17 protein-coding genes and 1 pseudogene are annotated in these 19,705 nt (G+C 65.0%); 9 read left to right on the top strand and 9 right to left on the bottom strand.

The annotated features are described in order from the left end of the window. The first annotated feature begins 123 nt into the window (after positions 1 to 123). The gene (gene dnaN / locus FBX97_RS23075) at positions 124 to 1,230 is read left to right on the top strand and encodes a DNA polymerase III subunit beta (protein WP_141836986.1); all 1,107 of its coding nucleotides are present in this window, start codon (positions 124 to 126) and stop codon (positions 1,228 to 1,230) included. Between the two features lie 94 nt (positions 1,231 to 1,324). Beyond that, positions 1,325 to 3,829 (top strand): DNA topoisomerase (ATP-hydrolyzing) subunit B, encoded by a 2,505-nt coding sequence (gene gyrB / locus FBX97_RS23070; RefSeq protein ID WP_141836984.1) that lies wholly within the window; start codon positions 1,325 to 1,327, stop codon positions 3,827 to 3,829. A gap of 91 nt (positions 3,830 to 3,920) precedes the next feature. On the opposite strand, the gene FBX97_RS23065 is transcribed toward gyrB, so the two are convergent. Then, entirely contained in the window at positions 3,921 to 5,078 is a 1,158-nt protein-coding gene (locus tag FBX97_RS23065; protein WP_141836982.1) for an acyltransferase, read from the bottom strand. 251 nt (positions 5,079 to 5,329) lie between these two features. Between FBX97_RS23065 and FBX97_RS23060 the strand changes: the two genes are divergently transcribed. The 6 genes from FBX97_RS23060 to FBX97_RS23035 all read left to right on the top strand — a co-directional run bounded on the left by FBX97_RS23060 (position 5,330) and on the right by FBX97_RS23035 (position 11,374). Further along, entirely contained in the window at positions 5,330 to 5,953 is a 624-nt protein-coding gene (locus FBX97_RS23060; protein WP_141836980.1) for an HAD hydrolase-like protein, read from the top strand. A gap of 130 nt (positions 5,954 to 6,083) precedes the next feature. After that, positions 6,084 to 6,566, top strand: a complete 483-nt coding sequence (locus tag FBX97_RS23055) for a MarR family winged helix-turn-helix transcriptional regulator (protein ID WP_141836978.1) — start codon at positions 6,084 to 6,086, stop codon at positions 6,564 to 6,566. Further along, positions 6,563 to 8,617, top strand: a complete 2,055-nt coding sequence (locus FBX97_RS23050; RefSeq protein WP_141836976.1) for an FUSC family protein — start codon at positions 6,563 to 6,565, stop codon at positions 8,615 to 8,617. Before FBX97_RS23055 ends, FBX97_RS23050 begins: the two co-directional genes overlap by 4 nt. Positions 8,618 to 8,630: 13 nt before the next feature. Continuing rightward, complete coding sequence (locus tag FBX97_RS23045; RefSeq protein WP_141836974.1) at positions 8,631 to 8,837, top strand: DUF1656 domain-containing protein; 207 nt, start codon at positions 8,631 to 8,633, stop codon at positions 8,835 to 8,837. Position 8,838: 1 nt separating this feature from the next. Then, complete coding sequence (locus tag FBX97_RS23040; RefSeq protein ID WP_141836972.1) at positions 8,839 to 9,819, top strand: HlyD family secretion protein; 981 nt, start codon at positions 8,839 to 8,841, stop codon at positions 9,817 to 9,819. 10 nt (positions 9,820 to 9,829) lie between these two features. Then, positions 9,830 to 11,374 (top strand): efflux transporter outer membrane subunit, encoded by a 1,545-nt coding sequence (locus tag FBX97_RS23035; protein WP_141836970.1) that lies wholly within the window; start codon positions 9,830 to 9,832, stop codon positions 11,372 to 11,374. 72 nt (positions 11,375 to 11,446) lie between these two features. Here the strand turns inward: FBX97_RS23035 and FBX97_RS23030 are convergent, their stop codons facing one another. From FBX97_RS23030 to FBX97_RS23015, 4 genes are read right to left on the bottom strand one after another with little or no spacing between them, the layout of a single operon-like run. Next, positions 11,447 to 12,208 (bottom strand): SDR family NAD(P)-dependent oxidoreductase, encoded by a 762-nt coding sequence (locus tag FBX97_RS23030; RefSeq protein WP_141836968.1) that lies wholly within the window; start codon positions 12,206 to 12,208, stop codon positions 11,447 to 11,449. A gap of 15 nt (positions 12,209 to 12,223) precedes the next feature. Continuing rightward, positions 12,224 to 14,443 (bottom strand): xanthine dehydrogenase family protein molybdopterin-binding subunit, encoded by a 2,220-nt coding sequence (locus FBX97_RS23025; protein WP_141836966.1) that lies wholly within the window; start codon positions 14,441 to 14,443, stop codon positions 12,224 to 12,226. Beyond that, positions 14,440 to 15,429 carry a xanthine dehydrogenase family protein subunit M gene (locus FBX97_RS23020; protein ID WP_141836964.1) on the bottom strand — a complete coding sequence of 330 codons (990 nt, stop codon included), beginning with the start codon at positions 15,427 to 15,429 and terminating at the stop codon, positions 14,440 to 14,442. The genes FBX97_RS23025 and FBX97_RS23020 overlap by 4 nt, the downstream gene beginning before the upstream one ends. Before the next feature lie 9 nt (positions 15,430 to 15,438). Further along, positions 15,439 to 16,095 (bottom strand): (2Fe-2S)-binding protein, encoded by a 657-nt coding sequence (locus FBX97_RS23015; RefSeq protein WP_370457324.1) that lies wholly within the window; start codon positions 16,093 to 16,095, stop codon positions 15,439 to 15,441. A 115-nt stretch (positions 16,096 to 16,210) separates the two neighbouring features. Here FBX97_RS23015 and FBX97_RS23010 point away from each other — a divergent pair, with 115 nt between their 5' ends. Then, positions 16,211 to 16,645, top strand: coding sequence for a hypothetical protein (locus FBX97_RS23010; RefSeq protein ID WP_255517597.1), 435 nt, complete (start codon positions 16,211 to 16,213; stop codon positions 16,643 to 16,645). Positions 16,646 to 16,658: 13 nt separating this feature from the next. Here FBX97_RS23010 and FBX97_RS23005 read toward each other — a convergent pair whose 3' ends face one another. The 4 genes and pseudogenes from FBX97_RS23005 to folE all read right to left on the bottom strand — a co-directional run bounded on the left by FBX97_RS23005 (position 16,659) and on the right by folE (position 19,558). After that, positions 16,659 to 17,267, bottom strand: a complete 609-nt coding sequence (locus tag FBX97_RS23005; protein WP_141836960.1) for a phosphatase PAP2 family protein — start codon at positions 17,265 to 17,267, stop codon at positions 16,659 to 16,661. 121 nt (positions 17,268 to 17,388) lie between these two features. Continuing rightward, on the bottom strand, positions 17,389 to 18,387 hold the full coding sequence (locus FBX97_RS23000; protein ID WP_141836957.1) for an aldo/keto reductase: 999 nt from the start codon (positions 18,385 to 18,387) through the stop codon (positions 17,389 to 17,391). A gap of 68 nt (positions 18,388 to 18,455) precedes the next feature. Then, positions 18,456 to 18,731: pseudogene (locus FBX97_RS22995) on the bottom strand (transposase); the annotation flags it as partial. 260 nt (positions 18,732 to 18,991) lie between these two features. Continuing rightward, a complete protein-coding gene (gene folE, locus FBX97_RS22990) occupies positions 18,992 to 19,558 on the bottom strand; it encodes a GTP cyclohydrolase I FolE (RefSeq protein WP_141836953.1) in 567 nt (188 codons plus the stop codon). Positions 19,559 to 19,705 lie beyond the last annotated feature (147 nt).

Genomic DNA, 19,705 nt, shown 5'->3' with positions numbered 1-19,705 from the left:
GAGGATTTTTCCCGGTTACTCTGGCAAAATATTGCGCAGAATATATTTTTTACCAATGAGGAGGGATCGAGTAACCGTAGCGCCCAGGTTAATCGGTCTCTGCTATGACTACCGAGGATATTTATGCAACTGGTCAAATCCACCCGAGACACGCTTCTCCGGCCACTGCAGATCGTGAGTGGTATTGTCGAGCGTCGGCACACTATGCCGATTCTGGCCAATATCCTCATCCGCAAGAACGGCGAAAGCGTCTCCTTCCTGTCGACCGACACCGAGGTGCAGATCACGACCCTGGCCAACATCGGCTCCGGTCCTGAAGAGACCGGCACGACGGTCGCCGCGCGCAAGCTGCTGGACATCCTGCGCGCGCTGCCGGAATCCGGCGACGTCACCCTGACCCTGCTGAACAAGCGCCTGACCGTGCAGAGCGGCAAGTCGCGCTTCGCGCTGCAGACTCTGGCTGCGGAAGAGTTCCCGACCGTGAACGTGGCCGAGACCCACAACGCCTCCGTCACCCTGCCGCAGAAGACGCTGAAGCACCTGTTCAACATGGTGCACTTCGCGATGGCCCAGCAGGACATCCGCTACTACCTGAACGGCCTGCTGCTGGTGCTGGACGGTAACAATGTGATCGCGGTCGCCACCGACGGCCACCGCCTGGCCTTCGCCCAGGTGGCCACCGACCAGACCTTCGAGCGCCAGGAAGTCATCATCCCGCGCAAGACCATCATCGAACTGCAGCGCCTGCTGGAAGAAAGCGACGACCCTGTCCAGCTGGACATCGCCGCCTCGCAGGTGAAACTGACCTTCGCCGACATCGAACTGGTGTCGAAGCTGGTCGAAGGCAAGTTCCCGGATTACACCCGTGTGATCCCGAAGGGCTACAAGAACGATTTCACGATCAGCCGCGAAGAACTGCTGCGCTCGCTGCAGCGCGCTGCGATCATGACCAGCGACAAATTCAAAGGTGTCCGCTGCATGATCTCGCCCGGCTCGATGAAGATCAGCTCGACCAACGCCGACCAGGAAGAAGCGGTGGAAGAACTGGAAATCGACTACGGCGGCGACGTGATCGACATCGGTTTCAACGTCACCTACCTGCTGGACGTGCTGAACAACCTGAAGTGCGACCAGGTGAACATTGCGCTGGGCGATTCGAATTCGTCGGCGCTGATGTCGATTCCGGAAAATGGCGACTTCAAATATGTCGTCATGCCGATGCGTATTTAAAAAAGGCGCAAACGACCCCATATCGTCTTGTTGCCTGAAGACCGCGTGCGCCTGAGCCCGCGGTCTGGTTTACCCGTTTTTTGAGAAAGCAGTCATGTCCGAGAACACTCAAGCAGTTTTGGAATCCACGCCAAGCAAGGCGGAAGAGTACGGCGCCTCGTCGATCCAGATCCTCGAAGGCCTGGAGGCCGTGCGAAAGCGTCCGGGCATGTACATTGGCGACACCTCGGACGGCACCGGCCTGCACCACCTGGTGTTCGAGGTGCTGGACAACTCGATCGACGAAGCCCTGGCCGGCTTCTGCACCGAGATCCACGTCACGATCCACGCCGACAACTCGATCTCCATCACCGACAACGGCCGCGGCATCCCGACCGGCGTCAAGATGGACGACAAGCACGAGCCGAAGCGCTCGGCGACCGAGATCGCCCTGACCGAACTGCACGCCGGCGGCAAGTTCAACCAGAACTCGTACAAAGTGTCCGGCGGCCTGCACGGCGTCGGCGTGTCGTGCGTGAACGCGCTGTCGAAGCTGCTGCGCGTGACCGTGCGCCAGAAAGGCAAGATCCACCAGCTGGAATTCTCGCGCGGCGTGCCGATGGACCGCATCATCGAAGTCGTCGACGGCGTCGAAGTGTCCCCGATGAAGGTCCTCGGCGACACCGACAAGCGCGGCACCGAAGTGCACTTCTGGGCCGACGAGGAAATCTTCACGCACGTCGAGTTCCACTACGAGATCCTGAGCAAGCGCATCCGCGAACTCTCGTTCCTGAACAACGGCGTCAACATCAAGCTGTCCGACCAGCGCACCGGCAAGGAAGAAATCTTCGCCTTCGAGGGCGGCACCCGCGGCTTCGTCGAGTACATCAACAAGGCCAAGGCCGTGCTGCACCCGACCGTGTTCCAGGCCACCGGCGACCGCCAGTCGGACCAGGGCACGAATATTTCGGTGGACGTGTCGATGCAGTGGAACGACTCGTACAACGAACAGGTGCTGTGCTTCACCAACAATATCCCGCAGCGCGACGGCGGCACCCACCTGACCGGTTTGCGTGCGGCGATGACGCGCGTGATCAACAAGTACATCGACGAAAACGAATTCGCCAAGAAGGCCAAGGTCGAGATCTCGGGCGACGACATGCGCGAAGGCCTGACCTGCGTGCTGTCCGTGAAAGTGCCGGAGCCGAAGTTCTCGTCGCAGACCAAAGACAAGCTCGTGTCGTCGGAAGTGCGCGGCCCGGTCGAAGAGATCGTGGCAAAGACGCTCACCGACTTCCTGAACGAAAAGCCGAACGATGCGAAAATCATCTGCGGCAAGATCGTCGAAGCCGCACGCGCGCGCGAAGCCGCCCGCAAGGCGCGCGACCTGACCCGCCGCAAGGGCGTGATGGACGGCCTCGGCCTGTCGTCGAAACTGGCCGACTGCCAGGAACGCGACCCGGCGCTGGCCGAACTGTACATCGTCGAGGGTGACTCGGCAGGCGGCTCCGCCAAGCAGGGCCGCGACCGCAAGTTCCAGGCCATCCTGCCGCTGCGAGGCAAGGTGCTGAACGTGGAAAAGGCGCGCTTCGAGAAGATGCTGTCGTCGGAGCAGATCACGACCCTGATCGCGACGCTGGGCACCTCGATCGGCCCGGACGAATTCAACGTCGACAAGCTGCGCTACCACCGCATCATCATCATGACCGACGCGGACGTCGACGGCGCCCACATCCGTACCCTGCTGCTGACGCTGTTCTACCGCCAGATGCCGCAGCTGGTCGAGCGCGGCCACATCTACATCGCCCAGCCGCCGCTGTACAAGGTCAAGGCGGGCCGCGACGAGCGCTACCTCAAGGACGACGTCGAGGAAGCCAGCTACATGATGAACTTTGCCCTGAACACCGCCGCACTGGTGCCGCAGGACGGCGCCGAGCCGATCAGCGGCGACGCCCTGGCCGGCCTGGTACGCCAGTACAACCTGGCCAACGCGATCATGATGCGCCTGACCCGCCTGATCGACCGCGCCGCCCTGTCCGCCATCATGACCGGCGTCACGCTCGACATGACGACCCTGGACAACGCCGAAGCCACGGCCCAGGCGATGGCCAAGACCATCAACGACCCGGCGGTCAAGGTGCTGGTACGTACGGACGACCTGTCCGGCAAGCACGCGCTGCGTATCGAGCGCATGCACCACGGTAACGTGCAGGTGACGTCGATCGACGCCGACTTCGTCGACAGCGCCGACTACGCCACCCTGGCCAGCTCGGCCGCGACCTTCCAGGGCCTGATGGGCGAAGGCGCACTGGTGCGCCGTGGTGAAGGCGAGCGCATGAAGGAGTTTGCGGTGCGTGACTTCCACGGGGCCATGGGTTGGCTGCGTGAAGAGGCGGAGCGTGGCGTGTCCAAGCAGCGCTATAAAGGTCTGGGGGAGATGAATCCCGAGCAGCTTTGGGAGACGACCATGGATCCGACCGTGCGTCGTCTGTTGAAAGTGCAGATTGAGGATGCGATTGCTGCGGACCAGATCTTCACGACCCTGATGGGCGACGAAGTGGAGCCGCGTCGTAACTTCATCGAGTCGAATGCGCTGCAGGCGGGGAATATTGACGTCTGATCGGATGTTTCGAGCTCAACAAAAAGCCAGCCCTCGGGCTGGCTTTTTTCATGTGCGCGCATTTCGCATCGCGCCAGCCGCATCGCCAGCATTATCCGCGCACTGTCGACGCCTTGGACGGCAGCGCATGCATCGGCAGCGCTCGGGACGATTTGGCGAACAGCTTTCCGAGGGGCGCCTCCACCCAACGGAAAAAGACAGCGCCGGCAGCCACACTGGCAGCCCAGGCGACCAGCATGCCCACTGCCTGCAGATAAGGCTGCTCAAACACGAAACGCTCGAACACCGCGTTCACGACCAGGCACACGGGAAAGTGAACGAGGAAGATCGAAAACGAGATCTTTGCCACGCGATTGACGAGACCCAGGGCGCCACCCGTGCAAAACACCAGACGCGCACGGCCAAACAGCAACAGGACGCCGGCCACGACGAAGGCCACGGCGATACGGCTGCGGAAATCCAGCGCCAGTGCCACTGCAGCCGGCAGCACCATCATCAGTAGCAAGATCAGGCTTGCAGCGGGCTGACGCTTGGGATCGCTGGCCCACCATGCCAATGCGCCCAAGCCATAGCTACCGAAGAAGTACGGCGCCCATACATCCCAGTCGGCGTCACGGTTGAAGTAGAGCAGCGACGCGCTCATGCCGATCACGACCAGCGCAGGCGCCAGCCAGGCTTGCACGTCCTTGCCGGCGACACGGGTCGGCAGCCACAGCAGCAGCGTCATCAGCGCATACAGTTGAAAATCGATTGCCACATACCAGGCGCCGGCGGACAAGGACTCATAGCCCAGCACGCCCTGCAGCAACAGCACATGCGACATCAACTGGCCAACGGTCGGCGACGCCGAAATCGAATCGTCGGTCATCCACAAGCTGGCCACGGCCGAGGCAAGGACGGCCAGCAACATCGCCACGATGAACGGCGGCGCCAGCTTCATGTAGCGGCGCCAGATGGCTTGCAGGGGATTGGCGACACCAGGCAGCCCCAGCGGCGACAAGGATTTCGCCGCCAGGAAGCCGCCAATGACGAGGAAGACTTGCACGGCAATGCGTGCGTAATCGTAGAGCCAGTCGATCAGCGACGGCATGATGGTCCGCGCATGGTCGGACATTGGGCCGTAGAAGGCCAGGTGGTGCAGGACGATCAGCTGCGCCGAACCGGCCTTGAGCAGGTTAATCAGGACAAACTGCTTCTGGGGTGCCGGTTGCGATCCGGACGTGGGTACCGCTCCATGTATGAACTTCATGCCTAGCCTTCTCAACAACGAATCGTTCAACATTGCCTTGGAGACAATGCCGAGCGACGCATCATAGCTGAGCTGACCGAAGCATGGTCACTCGTTACATTCAGTAACTTTCGTCAATACGCTGTCTTTTCGCGGTAATTTCGCTTGCCTGGTGAAAATTTTGTCAGCAATAGCTTGCATAAAATAGATCAGGACATTGGTGACGCTATCGTGCACCCGCTGCTCATCGCTTCTATGCGATCATCCCCGCCATGAGCTACCGCCTCGCCCTCTTCGACTTCGACGGCACACTCGCCGATTCCTTTCCGTTTTTCCTGAGTGTCTTCAATACCATTGCCGACCGCCATGGTTTCAAGCGCATCGACACGTCCCGGGCCGGCCAGTTCCGCCACTACACCATCCGCCGCATGATGGCGCACGTCGGCCTGCCGGCCTGGAAGCTGCCGCTGGTCGCGCGCAGTTTCATGGGGATGATGACGGAGAACGCGCACACCATCCCGCTGTTCGACGGCGTCGGCGACTCGCTGCGCCACCTGTCTGCCGGCGGTGTGCGGCTGGCGGTGGTGTCCTCGAATTCGGAACACAACGTGCGCCAGGTGCTGGGGCCGGAACTGGCCGGGCTGGTTGCGCAATTCGAATGCGGGATGTCGGTGTTCGGCAAGGCCAGCCGGATGCGTGCGGTGCTCAAGGCCAGCGGCATCGCCGCGGACCAGGCGATCTATGTCGGCGACCAGGATACCGATGCCGAAGCATCGCACCGGACCGGCGTGGCCTTCGGAGCGGTGCACTGGGGCTATGCCACCATCGAATCCCTGCGCGCGGCCGGCTGCGAGGAAGAATTCGTTACGCCGCGCGACCTGCACCGAATCGGCTGACCAGCTAGTTACACTAAAGAAACAACATTTCCCGAGAAAAATTGCGTACCGAGTTGAAGCAAAATACTTCGCATGCTAAACTTTCGCATATCAACAGTATCCAAGCGAACTATATTTACGCGAAGCTTCCATGACCCTGTCGGACCAGACCCTCAGTAGCCTCACGGCCGCCCTCACCCACGCTTCGCGCGCTTACCGCGCCGCCGCCGACAAGGTCGGCGCCACCTATGGCCTGTCGCAGGCGACCGGCCTGCCGGTGCTGGTCATCAGCCGTTTCGGCGAAGCCGGCGTACGTCCCGGCATCCTGGCCGAAACCCTGGGCCTGGAAGCGTCGTCGCTGGTGCGCGTGGTCGACCAGCTGATCGAAGCGCGCCTGCTCGAGCGCCACGAAGATCCGCACGACCGCCGCGCCAAGATCCTGCGCCTGACCCAGGAAGGCGAACAGACCGCCCAGCGCATGGACCAGGCTTTGATCCCGTTTCGCCGCAAATTGTTCGGGGATTTTGCACCCGCCGACGTCGAGGCCGCCCTGCGCGTGCTGGCCGGCCTGCCGGCGGCGATCGCCAACATTACCTTTGCCTCGGACAACGCAGAAGAGTCGATGCACGCATGAAGTTTGCTAGCAGGTCGGAGCTGCTGTTCTCCGTCAAGTCTTTCGCGGCAGCGATGCTCTCGGTATATCTATCCTTGCGCATCGGACTGCCGCGTCCTTTCTGGGCCATGATGACTGCCTACATCGTGGCCCAGCCGTTCGCCGGACCGACCCGTTCTAAGGGACTGTACCGGGCGGGCGGCACCATCCTCGGCGCCACCGCGGTCGTCCTGCTGGTGCCGCACCTGGTCAATTCTCCCGAGCTGCTGTCGCTGGCGCTGGCCTTGTGGATCGCCGGCTGCCTGTATTTCTCGCTGCTGGACCGCACCCCGCGTTCCTACATGCTGATGCTGGCCGGTTATACCGCCGGCCTGATCGGTTTCCCGGCCGTGAGCAATCCGGGCGCCATCTTCGACATCGCCCTGGCGCGGGTCGAGGAAATCGTGCTCGGCATCACCTGCGCCACCGTCGTGCACAGCCTGGTGCTGCCGCAGTCCTTCGGTCCGGTACTGCTGGCGCGCCTGGACCAGGCGGTACGCGATGCGCGCCACTGGATCCGCGACGCCCTCAACCCGGCCGGCGACGCGCGCTCGGTGGCCGACCGCCGCAAGCTCGCGACCGACATCACCGAGCTGCGCATGATGAGTACCCACCTGCCGTTCGATACCTCACGCCTGCGCTGGACCGGTAGCGCCGTGAACGCGCTGCAGGAACGCCTGTCGCAGTTCGTGCCCATCGTGTCCGGTATCGAAGACCGCCTGACCGCGCTGCGCGAGATGGGCGCGACCGGCGTGTCCGCGCACTGGAGCGCGCTGCTGCAGGACGTCGTGGCCCTGGTCGAGACGCCCAAGGAAACCGATATCGCCAAGGCGGGCGGGAACCTGCACGAACGCATCGACGAACTCGCGCCGCCGGTGCTGCGCGGACTGGGCTGGACCGGCATGATCGAACTGAACCTGGCTGCGCGCCTGCACCGCCTGGTCGACATCGCGGTCGAGATGCGTGCGCTGCGCCAGCATATCGACGCCGGCGTGCACGGCCGCCTGCCGCCTGAAGTACGGCGCATGCCGGGTGTGCCGGCCAGTGCGCTGCACCTGGACCGCGGCATGGCCCTGCTGTCGGCCTTTGCCGCCATCGTCGCCGTGCTGGTCTGCTGCGCCTTCTGGATCCTGAGCGGGTGGCCGGCCGGGGCGGCCGCGCCGATGATGGCCGCCGTGCTGTGCTGCTTCTTCTCGACCCAGGACAACCCGGTGCCCTTCATCCGCGGCTTCCTGGAGTACACCATCTATTCGATCCCGGTGTCGGCGCTGTACCTGCTGGTGCTGCTGCCGGCGGCGCACAACTTCGAGACGCTGGTGCTGTTCTGCGCCCCGGTGTTCCTGCTGGTCGGCGTGTTCGTTGCGCGGCCGGCGACTTTCGGACGTGCCTTCCCCTTCCTGTTCGGTATCGTCGGCACGCTCGCGCTGATGGACACGGATACTGCCGACATGGTGTCGTTCACCAACGGCATGCTGGCGCAGATCGCCGGCCTGGTGGCCGCCGCCGTCATCACCAGCATGTTCCGCCGCGTCGGTGCCGGCTGGACCGCGCGCCGCCTGCTGAAGGCCGGCTGGCGCGAGCTGGCGCGCCTGGGCAAGGGCGAAAAGACCACGCTGGCGGAATTCTCGGCGCGCATGGTCGACCGCATCGGCCTGCTGGCGCCGCGCCTGGCGCTGGCCGCCCAGGCAACCCCGGGCGACCTGGAAGGCTTGCAGGCACGCGACGCGCTGCGCGACCTGCGCGTCGGCCTGAACATGACGCTGCTGCAGCAGGTCCGTGCCCAGCTCGGCCGCGGCGACACCGCGCTGGGTCCTCTGATGTCTCAGCTGTCGCATCATTTCGAGCGCCTGCCCGCGCTCGACAAGGATGGCGAGACGCATCTGCTCGGCGCCCTCGACAACGCCCTGCGTGCCGTCTGCGAAGGCACGCACGACGCGCCCCAGCGCGAAGCGCTGGCGGCCCTCACCGGCATCCGGCGCGACCTGCTCCCGTGGGCGGCGCCGTACCAGCCCGCCCAAATGACTGCTGTTTAACCAAGGAGATCCGATGATCGGCGAAGTCAGCATCTATGGCCTCTACCTTCCTCCGCTCCTGCTCCTCACGCTGGCGGCACTGGTGGTATCGCGCCTGTTCAAAGTGGTCCTGGCCTGGACCGGCTTTTACCGCGCGGTGTGGCATCCCGCGCTGTTCGATTTTTCTTTATTTGTCATCGTGCTCGGCGCGCTGACGTATTTCACACGTAACTGGTCCTGACATGGCGACGAAAAATTTTCTTCCGGCGGTCGGCCGGGTTGGTATCACTCTGCTGGTGACTGCGGGCGCAATCTATGCGGGCTGGCAGATGTGGCGCCACTACGAGGTCGAACCCTGGACCCGCGATGGCCGCGTCAAGGCCTACGTGGTGCAGATCGCGCCGGACGTCACGGGACAGGTAACGAAAGTGTACGTGCACGACAACCAGCACGTGGCCGCCGGCGAACCGCTGTTCGAGATCGACCGCGCCCGTTTCGAGCTGGCGCTGCGCCAGAGTGAAGCCCAGGTAACGGCGGCCGAGGCGGCCCTGAGCCAGGCGACCCGCGAGAACAAGCGTAATACCCAGCTGGACGATCTGGTGTCGCAGGAAACCCGCGAACAGGGCCAGACCCGCACCGACCAGGCCCGTGCCACGCTGGCCCAGGCCATCGTCAACCGCGACACGGCCAAGCTGAACCTGGAACGCTCGCACGTGGTCTCGGCGGTGGACGGCATCGTCACCAACCTCGACCTGCGCGAAGGCGCCTACGCCACCGCGGCACACCCGGTGATGGCGATCGTCGACCGCAGCACTTTCTATGTCGAAGGCTATTTCGAGGAAACCAAGCTGCCCGGCATCCAGCTCGGCGACAAGGTCGAGGTGACCCTGATGGGCACGCGCCAGCCGATTTCCGGCCACGTCGAGAGCTTCGCCGAAGGCATCGCCGACCGCGACCGCTCGACCGGCGCCAACATGCTGCCGAACGTGAACCCGACCTTCAACTGGGTGCGCCTGGCCCAGCGCATCCCGGTGCGCATCGCACTCGATCCGGTACCGGCCAGCGTGCGCCTGGTCGCCGGCCAGACCGCGACCGTGAAGGTGCTGCCGGGCGCGGCGCAGCCTGCGCCTGCTGCCGCACCTGTCACTACACCTGCTGCTGCTCCGGCCGCGCCTGCGGCGACCGCTACCGCCGCCGCACCTGCTGCCAAGGCAGCGCATTAAGGAATTCATCATGACCCGGTATCGCTCCACTGCCTCCATCAAGAAGGCGCTGACCCTGTCGCTGATGGCGGCGGCGCTGGCCGCCTGCACCACGGTCGGCCCCGACTACCACGTGCCGAAAGAGGCCGTGGTCAAGCGCGACGCGGCCAACGCAAAGTTCATGGGCGCGGCCGACAAGGCTTTTAAATCCGACCCGCTGCCGGCCGACTGGTGGCGCCTGTACCAGGACCCGGTGCTGGATAAACTGATCGCGAAAGCCTTCAGCGCCAACGCCGACCTGCGCGTCGCCGCTGCCAACCTGCAGCGCACGCATGCGGTGCTGGAAGAAGTCGAAGAGAAGAAGCGTCCGGAAGCCGAGGCCAGCGTGGCGCCGGTGTACGGCCGCCTGGCCGGCGAATCGATCGGCATCCCGGAACAGTTGCCGCGCACCGGCCTCTACGACGGCGACATCCGGGTGTCCTACCAGCTCGACATGTTCGGCCGCATCCGCCGCGCCATCGAAGCCGTGGAAGCCGACGTCGACGCCGCCCAGGCCGCCGCCGACCTGGCCCACGTGTCGGTGGCGGCCGAAACCACGCGCGCCTATGCCGACGCCTGCTCGGCCGGCTACCAGCTGAAGGTGGCGCAGCAGTCGGTCGACCTGCAGCAGAAGTTCGCCAACCTGACGGCCGAGCGCGTCCAGCGCGGCCGCGGCATCGCCATCGACAACAGCCGTGCCCAGGCCCAGCTCGACCAGTTGCGCGCCAACCTGCCGCCGCTGGTGGCGCGCCAGCGCACCGCGCTGTACCGCCTGGCGGTGCTGACCGGCGAGGTGCCGAGCGGCTTTCCGCAAGAGGCGGCGCAGTGCACCACGCCGCCGCGCGTGATCAGCGCAGTCCCGGTCGGCGACGGCGCCGCCCTGCTGCGCCGCCGTCCCGACGTGCGCCAGGCCGAGCGCCAGCTGGCCGGCGCCACCGCCCGCATCGGCGTCGCCACCGCCGAGCTGTACCCGAACATCACGCTGGGCGCCTCGTTCGGCGGCGTCGGTTTCATGGACGACTTCGGCAACGCCAACACCTGGAAATTCTCGATCGGCCCGCTGATCCAGTGGAACCTGCCGTCGACCAGCTCGGCCCACTCGCACATCGCCCAGGCGAATGCCGCCACCGCGGGCGCACTGGCCCACTTCGACGCGGTGGTGCTGAACGCGCTGCGCGAGACCGAGAGCGCGCTGACGGTGTATGCCCGTGAACTCGACCGCAACGGCGCCCTGCGCGCGGCGCGCGACCAGAGCGCGCTGGCAGCCCGCCAGACCGCCAAGCTGTACCAGTTCGGCCGCACCGACTTCCTGGCGGCGCTGGATGCGGACCGCACGCTGGCCTCGGCCGAGAGCGTGCTGGCGGCGTCGGATGCGCAGCTGGCGGCGGATCAGGCGCAGCTGTTCCTGGCCTTGGGTGGTGGTTGGGAGAATGCGCGGCCGAAGGGTGGCGAAGGCCATGAAGGCGGCCATGGCGAGGCGAAGGAAGGCAAGGCCGAGCATGTGGCGCAGGCGGGGCACGCAGGCCACACCAAATAAAGCGTACCGCCCCTACTTGATCCGTCGCCCCTGCGCAGGCAGGGGCGACGTAATTATTTTTATCTCTATTGATTACTGGTGCGGCTGCCCGTTAGAAGCCCGCAACCCCGCATCCACCGGCAGGTTCACGCCGGTAATCAGGCGCGCATCCTCGCTCGCCAGGAACGCCATCGCAGCCGCAATACCCTCCGGATCCTCGGGCGCCCCGAGCGGCATGCGTTTCTTGAACTCGGCGATCAGTTCGGGTTTGGCCATCATGTCCTGGGTCATCCCGGTGTCCGTGAAGCTGGGATTCACTGCATTCACCCGCACGCCATCCTTGGCCGCATCCATCGCCATCGCGCGCACCATGTTGCTGACCGCGCCCTTCGAGGTGTTGTAGGCGAACAGCTCCCAGTCGCCGCCCAGGCCCGAGACCGAGGAGGTCATGACGATGGCACCGCGCGTCTTGACCAGTTCCGGCATCGCCGCCTTGGCCATGTGGAAGTAGCCGCCGACGTTGACCGCCATGACGCGTTCGAAGTCTTCTTCGCTCGTGTTCATGATGTCGCCCTCGGTGGCCACACCGGCGTTGTTGATCAGGATGTCCAGGCCGCCGAAGCGCTCGACGGTTGCCTGGACGGCGGCAGTGGCGGTGGCCTTGTCGGCGGTGTCGCCGACGTGCACCAGCACGCGCTCCTGCGGCAGTCCGCCGGCAGCGTCCTTGAGCTTGGCTTCGTCGTTGTCGAGCATCACGACACGGGCGCCTTCATCGAGGAAGCGGCGCGCGGTGGCCAGGCCGATGCCGGATGCGGCGCCGGTGACGAGTACGGTTTTTTCTTTGAAACGGGTCATCTTTTTCCTTTCTGCTTACAAAACTTTATCCAGCGTGATCGGCAGATCCCGCACCCGCTTGCCGGTTGCGTGATACACCGCGTTGGCGATCGCCGCGCCCACGCCCGTGATGCCGATCTCGCCGATGCCCTTGGCACCCAGCGGGTTCACATGGGGGTCGTCCTCGTCCACGATCTGGACGTCGATTTCCTGGATGTCGGCATTGGTCGGCACGTGGTACTCGGCCAGGTTGCCGTTCACCGCGCGGCCGTTGCGCTTGTCGATCAGGGTTTCCTCGAACAGGGCGAGACTGATGCCCCAGACCACACCGCCCATCAGCTGGCTGTAGCCGGTCTTTTCGTTCATCAGCTTGCCCACGCCGTAGACGCCGACCACGCGCGGCACGCGGATCTCGCCCAGCGCTTCGTCGACCTGCACTTCGACGAACACCGCACCGAACGAGTGCATCGAATATTTTTTCGGCGCGTCGCCCGGCTCGGCCTTGGCCGTGACTTCGACGTCCTCGCCATGGCGCTGCCGGTGGCGCGTGGCGATCTCCAGCATGCTGGCGCGCCTGGACGGATCGGCCAGCAGGTACAGCTCGCCCTGCTCCACGCCGACCGCATCCGGCAGCGCCCCGAACAGCGGCGAGCCGTCGTCGGCGGCGGCGATGCCGATCAGTTTCAGGCGCAGCGCATGGCCCGCCGCCTGCACCGCCGGGCCGACGCTGGCCACCGTGGTGGAGCCGCCCGACACCGGCGCTTCCGGCATTTGCGAGTTGCCGAGCTCGAAGCGCACGTTCTCCACCGCCACGCCCAGCGCATCGGCCGCGATCTGCGTCATGACCGTATAGGTGCCGGTGCCCAGGTCCTGGGTGCTGGAACGGAACAGCGCGGTGCCGTCCGGCTGCAGGCTGGCCGAGCACTGGCCGGCCGAGCGGTTGGTCGGATAGGTGCAGGTGGCCATGCCCCAGCCGACCAGCTTGTCGCCCTGGCGCATCGAACGCGGCTGCGGATTGCGGTCCTTCCAGCCGAAGCGCTCGGCGCCGATCTCGTAGCACTGGCGCAGCGATTTGCTGGAAAACGGCAGTTCCTTGCCCGGATCGATCTCGGTGTAGTTCTTCAGGCGCAGTGCGACCGGATCCATGCCCAGCTCATAGGCCAGTTCGTCCATTGCCGACTCCAGCGCGAACGACCCCGAGGCTTCGCCGGGCGCGCGCATGAAGGTCGGCGTGCCCAGGTTCATGGGCGCCAGCCGGTGCGAGGTTTCCTGGTTCGGGCTTTCGTACATCATGCGCGTCATCAGCGCGGTCGGCTCGATCCAGTCCTCGATTACCGAGGTGTAGGCGACCGTGTCGTGGCTGGAGGCCATCATGCGGCCATCGTCCAGGGCGCCGATGCGCATGCGCTGCTCGGTGACCGGGCGCTGGCCGACCGGGCCGAACATCTGGTTGCGGTCGAGCGACAGCTTGACCGGGCGGCCCAGCTGCTTCGCCGCCATCGCGGTCAGCGGCACGTGCGACCAGATCGATCCCTTGGAACCGAAACCGCCGCCGACGTAGGGGCAGATCGCGGTCACGTTGTCCTGCGGGATGCCGAAGATGGCCGACAGGATCTTCTGCACGCCCTTCATGTACTGGGTCGAGTCGTGCACCGTCAGCTTGTCGCCGTCCCACTCCGCAATCGTCGCGTGGGTCTCGAGCGGGTTGTGGTTTTCGATCGGGGTCGTGTACACCGCGTCCACGTGCTTGCTGGCCGCCAGCAGGCCGGCCTGCAGGTCGCCGCGTTTGGTGTCGGTGTCCTCGGTCAGGACTTTTTCCGGCGGATGCACGGATTGCTTGGCGACGTCGAAATCCAGCACCGCCGGCTTGTGCTCGTATTCCACGCGCAGGCGCGCGGCAGCGTCGCGCGCATGTTCCAGCGTGTCGGCCACGACCACCGCGATCGGCTGGTTGTTGTAATAGACATCGTCTTCCTGCAGCAGCGTCAGGCGGCGGCCGACCGGCGGCTGGATCTTGCCATCCTTGGTTTCCTGCGGCAGGCGCATGGCGTTCTGCGGCGTCATGACCAGCAGCACGCCGGGCACCTCGCGCGCCGCGCTGTCGTCGACGCGCAGCACGCGTCCGCTCGGGATGGTGGAGGTGACCAGCACGCCGTGGGTCAGTCCTTCGACCGGGTGCTCGGCCGAGTAACGGGCCTGGCCGCTGACCTTGGCCCAGGCGTCGGTACGGTTGATGGGTGCGCCGATTGCGTTCATACGTTTCCTCCCGCTGCAGTCTGTAAAGCGCGCACGACTGCGCGTTGGGCCAGTTCGACCTTGAAAGCGTTGTCCTTGTAGGCATGGGCGCCGGCCACCGCCGCCGCGGCCACCTTGGCCAGTACCTCGTCGGTCAAGGGCTTGCCGCGCAGCGTGTTTTCAGCATCCACCGCGCGCCAGGGTTTATGGGCCACGCCGCCCAGCACGATGCGCGCGTCGCGCACCAGGTCGCCATCCATCTCGACGGCGGCCGCCACCGACACCAGCGCAAACGCATAGCTGGCGCGGTCGCGCACCTTGATGTAGTGCGAACTCCGGGTAAATTTTGCCGGCGGCAGTTCGACCGCGACGATCAGTTCGCCCGGCTGGATCACGGTATCGTCCTGCGGCCGGTCTTCGGGCAGGCGGTGGAATTCGGCCACCGGCACCTGGCGCGCACCGCCAGGGCCCTGCAGGTGGACGATGGCGTCCAGCGCCACCAGCGCCACGCTCATGTCCGAAGGATTGGTGGCGATGCACTCCGGGCTGGCACCGAGGATCGCGTGGATGCGGTTGTAGCCTTCGAGGGCGTCGCAGCCCGAGCCCGGGTTGCGCTTGTTGCAGTGGGCGAAAGTCGGATCGGTGAAGTAATAGCAGCGTGTTCTCTGCAGCAGGTTGCCGCCGACCGTCGCCATGTTGCGCAGCTGGGTCGTGGCGCCGTTCAGGATGGCTTCCGACAGGATGCGGTAGCGCTGGCGCACCAGCGGGTGGTTCGCGGCGGCGGTGTTCGACACCGTGGCGCCGATGCGCAGGCCGCCGTCCGGCAGTTCCTCGATGGCGGACAGGGCCAGGCGGCTGACGTCCACCAGCCGGACCGGCTTTTCGATGCCGCTTTTGTACAGGTCGAGCAGGTTGGTGCCGCCGCCGATGAACTTGGTGCCGGGCTGGCGCGCCAGTTCGATCGCGTGGTCCACGTCGTTCGCACGTTCATAGGATATCGAGTGCATGGATCCCCCTCAGGCCTGGCGCAGGACGACGCTGCGGATCGCCTTGACGATGTTCGGATAGGCGCCGCAGCGGCACAGGTTGCCGCTCATGCGCTCGCGGATTTCATCGTCGCTGAGCTGGCCAGGTTCGAGTTGCTGGCCTTCGGTCAGGGCGCTGGCCTGGTGCTGCTTGACTTCGTCGAGCAGGGCCACGGCCGAACACAGCTGGCCGGGGGTACAGTAGCCGCACTGGAAACCATCGCAATCCATGAAGGCCTGCTGCATCGGGTGCGGTTCGCCCTCGTGGGCCAGGCCCTCGACGGTGGTGATCTCGCGGCCGTCGTGCATGACGGCGAGCGTCAGGCAGGAATTGATGCGCTGGCCGTCCACCAGCACCGTGCAGGCGCCGCACTGGCCGCGGTCGCAGCCTTTCTTGGTGCCGGTCAGGTGGGTGACTTCGCGCAGGGCGTCGAGCAGGGTGACGCGCGGTTCGATATTCAGCTGGTGTTCGGCGCCGTTGATGCGCAGCGTCAGCGCTTGGGGAGGGACGTAGGAAGGCGCGTCCGGCACCGCCGTCGCGTCCAGGGTCTGGTCGTCTTGTGGCATTGCTGGTCTCTCGATTCGGGTTGGTAGTGTGTTATTGATCATCGCCGAAATCAAAAAAATGCGCAGCGCGGCAGAGGCAATTCCGCTTGGAAATCAAAGGCTTGTGGAAACTTTTAAAAGGGAGGCGGCGTGCAGCGTTGCAGATGGCGTTTGAAGGGTTCTATACTCGGGGCAGTGATGCACACAGGAATGACTCATGCGCTCCCCTCTTACCAGGCTGACTTATTTGCTGCCGACGCTGCTGCCGACATTGCTGCTGGCCGGCTGCGTCAACGATTCGGCCAGCTATACCATCGATAACGACCGCGACCATGCCGTGATCGTGAGGGTCACGCAGGATTATTTCTGGAGCAAGCAGGCATCGCTGAGCGTGCTGGCCTCACACCTGCCCGATTGCCAGCGCCGCTTCGATTTCGGCAAGACCGACCTCACCGACCTCAACATCGAACTGTTCTCGACCGGCCAGGAAACCTTCCTGCTGCGCGCAGGCGAAGACATGTGGCAGATCGAAACCAACAACTGTACCCGGTTGCCGGCACCGGGAGACGACGTGCAGGCGCAGCCGATCGGCGTGTTCCACCTGGACGGCAAGAAGAAGCTGGTGTTCGAGAAAGCGGAAGGCGCTGCCTGAGAGTAGCAGCCGCTCAAGGGCGCAGCCAGCCGCGCGCGATGGGCCGCGCCAGCAGGCGCCGGTACAGCGTCGCCATCGACTCGGCCAGCGCCGCGCACGGTCCGTCCACGGCCGTGCTGCGGAACAGCAGGGCCACGGCGATCGCCACGCCGAGCGCTCCGATCATATCGAGCGGCCAATGTACCCCAAGGAAAACCCGTGCCCAGGCCACGACCGCGGCAAGCGGCAGCAGCGCTGCACCGAAGCGGCGCGCTGCCGGTGCCCGGGCACCGGCCAGTACCAGCGCCACCGTGAACATGATGGTGCCGTGGTCGCTCGGGAAGGAACTGTCGGGCGCATGGCGCAGGAAGCTGTGGCCGATGCCGCCGGCAAAGGGACGCGCGTGGAACCACAGCAGGCCGATGCAGGCATTCAGCGCCAGCGCGCCGGCGGTGGCGGCAAGCGCCCTGACCGCCGCTTCGCGCTGCAGCGGCTGCCCGCCGATCCAGAGGCCGGCCAGGCCGAGCGGCACCAGCAGGATCAGGTACTTGGCGGCGGCGATGCCGAGTTCGAGGCGCCAGCCATGCAGGCCGGCGTCCGCGTTGAGCATGGAAAACCACAGCAGGTTCAGGTGTTCGAGCATGATGAAGTGATGGCTTCGCTAGGGAACATCACTTCGTTATAGACGCCCGTCGTCCTGCCCGGAAGAGCGAGCTCAGCCGTAAACCTGCGCTAGATCAACCGGGCTTCGCCACCCTGCCTCGTCAACCCATCTCGCTGTCGAGGTGCGCCATCTGTGCGGCGTTGTAGCGCTCGCCCGCGGCCGCATTCGGCGGTACGATCGCTTCCAGGCGCGCCAGGTCCTCGGGCTTGAGTACCAGGTCGGCCGCGCCCAGCGCTTCCTGCAGCCGGTCGCGCTTGCGTGCGCCGACCAGCGGGACCACGTCGGCGCCCTGCGCCGCCACCCAGGCGATCGCCAGCTGGGCCACGGTCACGTCCAGGTCCTGCGCCAGCGCGCGCATGCGCTCGACCAGGGCCAGGTTGGCATCCAGGTTGTCGCCCTGGAAGCGCGGGCTGGCGAGGCTGCGGAAATCCTTGTCGCCGCCGCGCGCGCGGCTCCAGTGCCCGCTGATCAGGCCGCGCGACAGCACGCCGTAGGCGGTGATGCCGATGCCGAGCCGGCGCGCAGTCGGCAGGATCGCAGCTTCGATGCCGCGCGAGATGATGGAATATTCGATCTGCAGGTCGCTGATCGGGTGCACGCTGCTGGCGCGCTGCAGCGTGTCGGCGCCGACTTCGGACAGGCCGATGTGGCGGACGTAGCCGGCCTTGACCAGGTCGGCGATCGCGCCCACGGTCTCTTCGATCGGCACGTCGGGATCGAGGCGCGCCGGGCGGTAGATGTCGATGTAGTCGGTGCCGAGGCGCTTGAGGGTATAGGCGACGAAGTTGCGCACCGCTTTGGGGCGGCAGTCGTAGCCGTTCCAGGCCCCGTCCGGGCCGCGCAGGGCGCCGAACTTGACGCTGATCTGCACGTTCTCGCGCGGGCGCCCGGCCAGCGCATCGCGGATCAGCATCTCGTTATGGCCCATGCCATAGAAGTCGCCGGTATCGAGCAGCGTGATGCCGGCGTCGAGCGCGGCGCGCAGGGTGGCGATGCTTTCGTCACGGTCTGCCGGACCGTACAGGTCAGACATGCCCATGCAGCCCAGGCCGAGGCGCGAGACGCGCGGGCCGTGTTGTCCAAGTCCGGTGGTGTGCATCTTCTGTAGATTTCCTTTGGCTAGCGTTGTCCGGTCAACTGGCGCAGCCGCGTGATTTCGGCGCTGCGTCCGAGACGGTCGAGCGCCTGCTCGAGCAGGGTGCGGTCGCCCTCGCGCAGCATAGTCCATTGCGTGAAATACTCGTGCACGGTACGCCAGGGCGGAAATTCGGGCGGCATGCTGCGCCAGGCGCTGCCGGTGTGGAGGAAATACAGGACAGCGCAAAATACGTCGTACAGGTCGTGCTTGCGCGGACGGGTCTTGCGGCGCGCCGCTTCCAGCATGTCGCGCACCTGGTCGAACTGCTCACGCGGTACATCGCTCGGGAATATTGGCCTGGACATGTCGCTCGCCTCAAAATGACTTGGAACGCCCGATCCGGAACAGGTTCCCGATCGAAGCTGAATGGGACCACTCCCGTGTTGACTTTTAAACTTCGTCAATACGAGTGTAGCATGCGTTCCGCATCCCTGTGTACCACGATGGTGCAGGCGTGCATGGTCATGCGCACTCGCAGTGCATACAGGAAAATGAGGGAGAAAGACAGGGCGGCGTGCATGCCGCCCTGGGGGAAAGCGCTCGTGGCGCCTTTGCCGACGCGCGCTCAGTCGCGGGCCAGCGCCAGGAACTCGGTACGCAGCGCCAGGTTCGGCTGCAGTTCGCCCAGCATGGCCGAGGTGATGGTTTCCTCGCCCGGGGTGCGGATGCCGCGGCTTTCCATGCACATGTGGCGGCACTTGATGACCACGCCGACGGCTTTCGGCTCCAGCACTTCCATCAGCGTATTCGCGATCTGCACGGTCAGGCGTTCCTGCACCTGCAGGCGCTTGGAAAACACGTCGACCAGGCGGGTCAGTTTCGACAGGCCGACGATCTTGCCGTTCGGCAGATAGCCGACGGTGGCCTTGCCGAAGAACGGCGCCAGGTGGTGTTCGCAATGGCTGTAGACCGGAATGCCGCGCACCACGATCAGTTCGTTGTATTGCTCGGCGCCGTCTTCGAAGGCCTTCAGGATTTCGACCGGATCCTGGTCGTAGCCGGAAGTCCAGTGTTTCCAGGCCTTGGCGACGCGCGCCGGCGTCTCGTGCAAGCCCGGACGATCGGGATCTTCGCCGATGCTGGCCAACATGCGGCGCCAGTCGTTTTCGGTGAAGAGTTCTTTGTCAGACATGGTGGTCCCTAAATATGTGTAGATAAAACTGCCGAGAGTATATAGAAAATGCTGTGGACCTACAGGCTGCAGGCCGACTGTTGACCAAACCGGACGCATCCGTTGTAGCGATGCGCTAGCGTTGTTGACGTCCTTATCACCGCTTGG

This window comes from Herbaspirillum sp. SJZ107 (assembly GCF_006715485.1).
Lineage (GTDB): Bacteria > Pseudomonadota > Gammaproteobacteria > Burkholderiales > Burkholderiaceae_D > Telluria.
The sequence above is the reverse complement of the archived record's forward strand: the minus strand, read 5'-3'. Positions and strand labels throughout refer to the sequence as shown.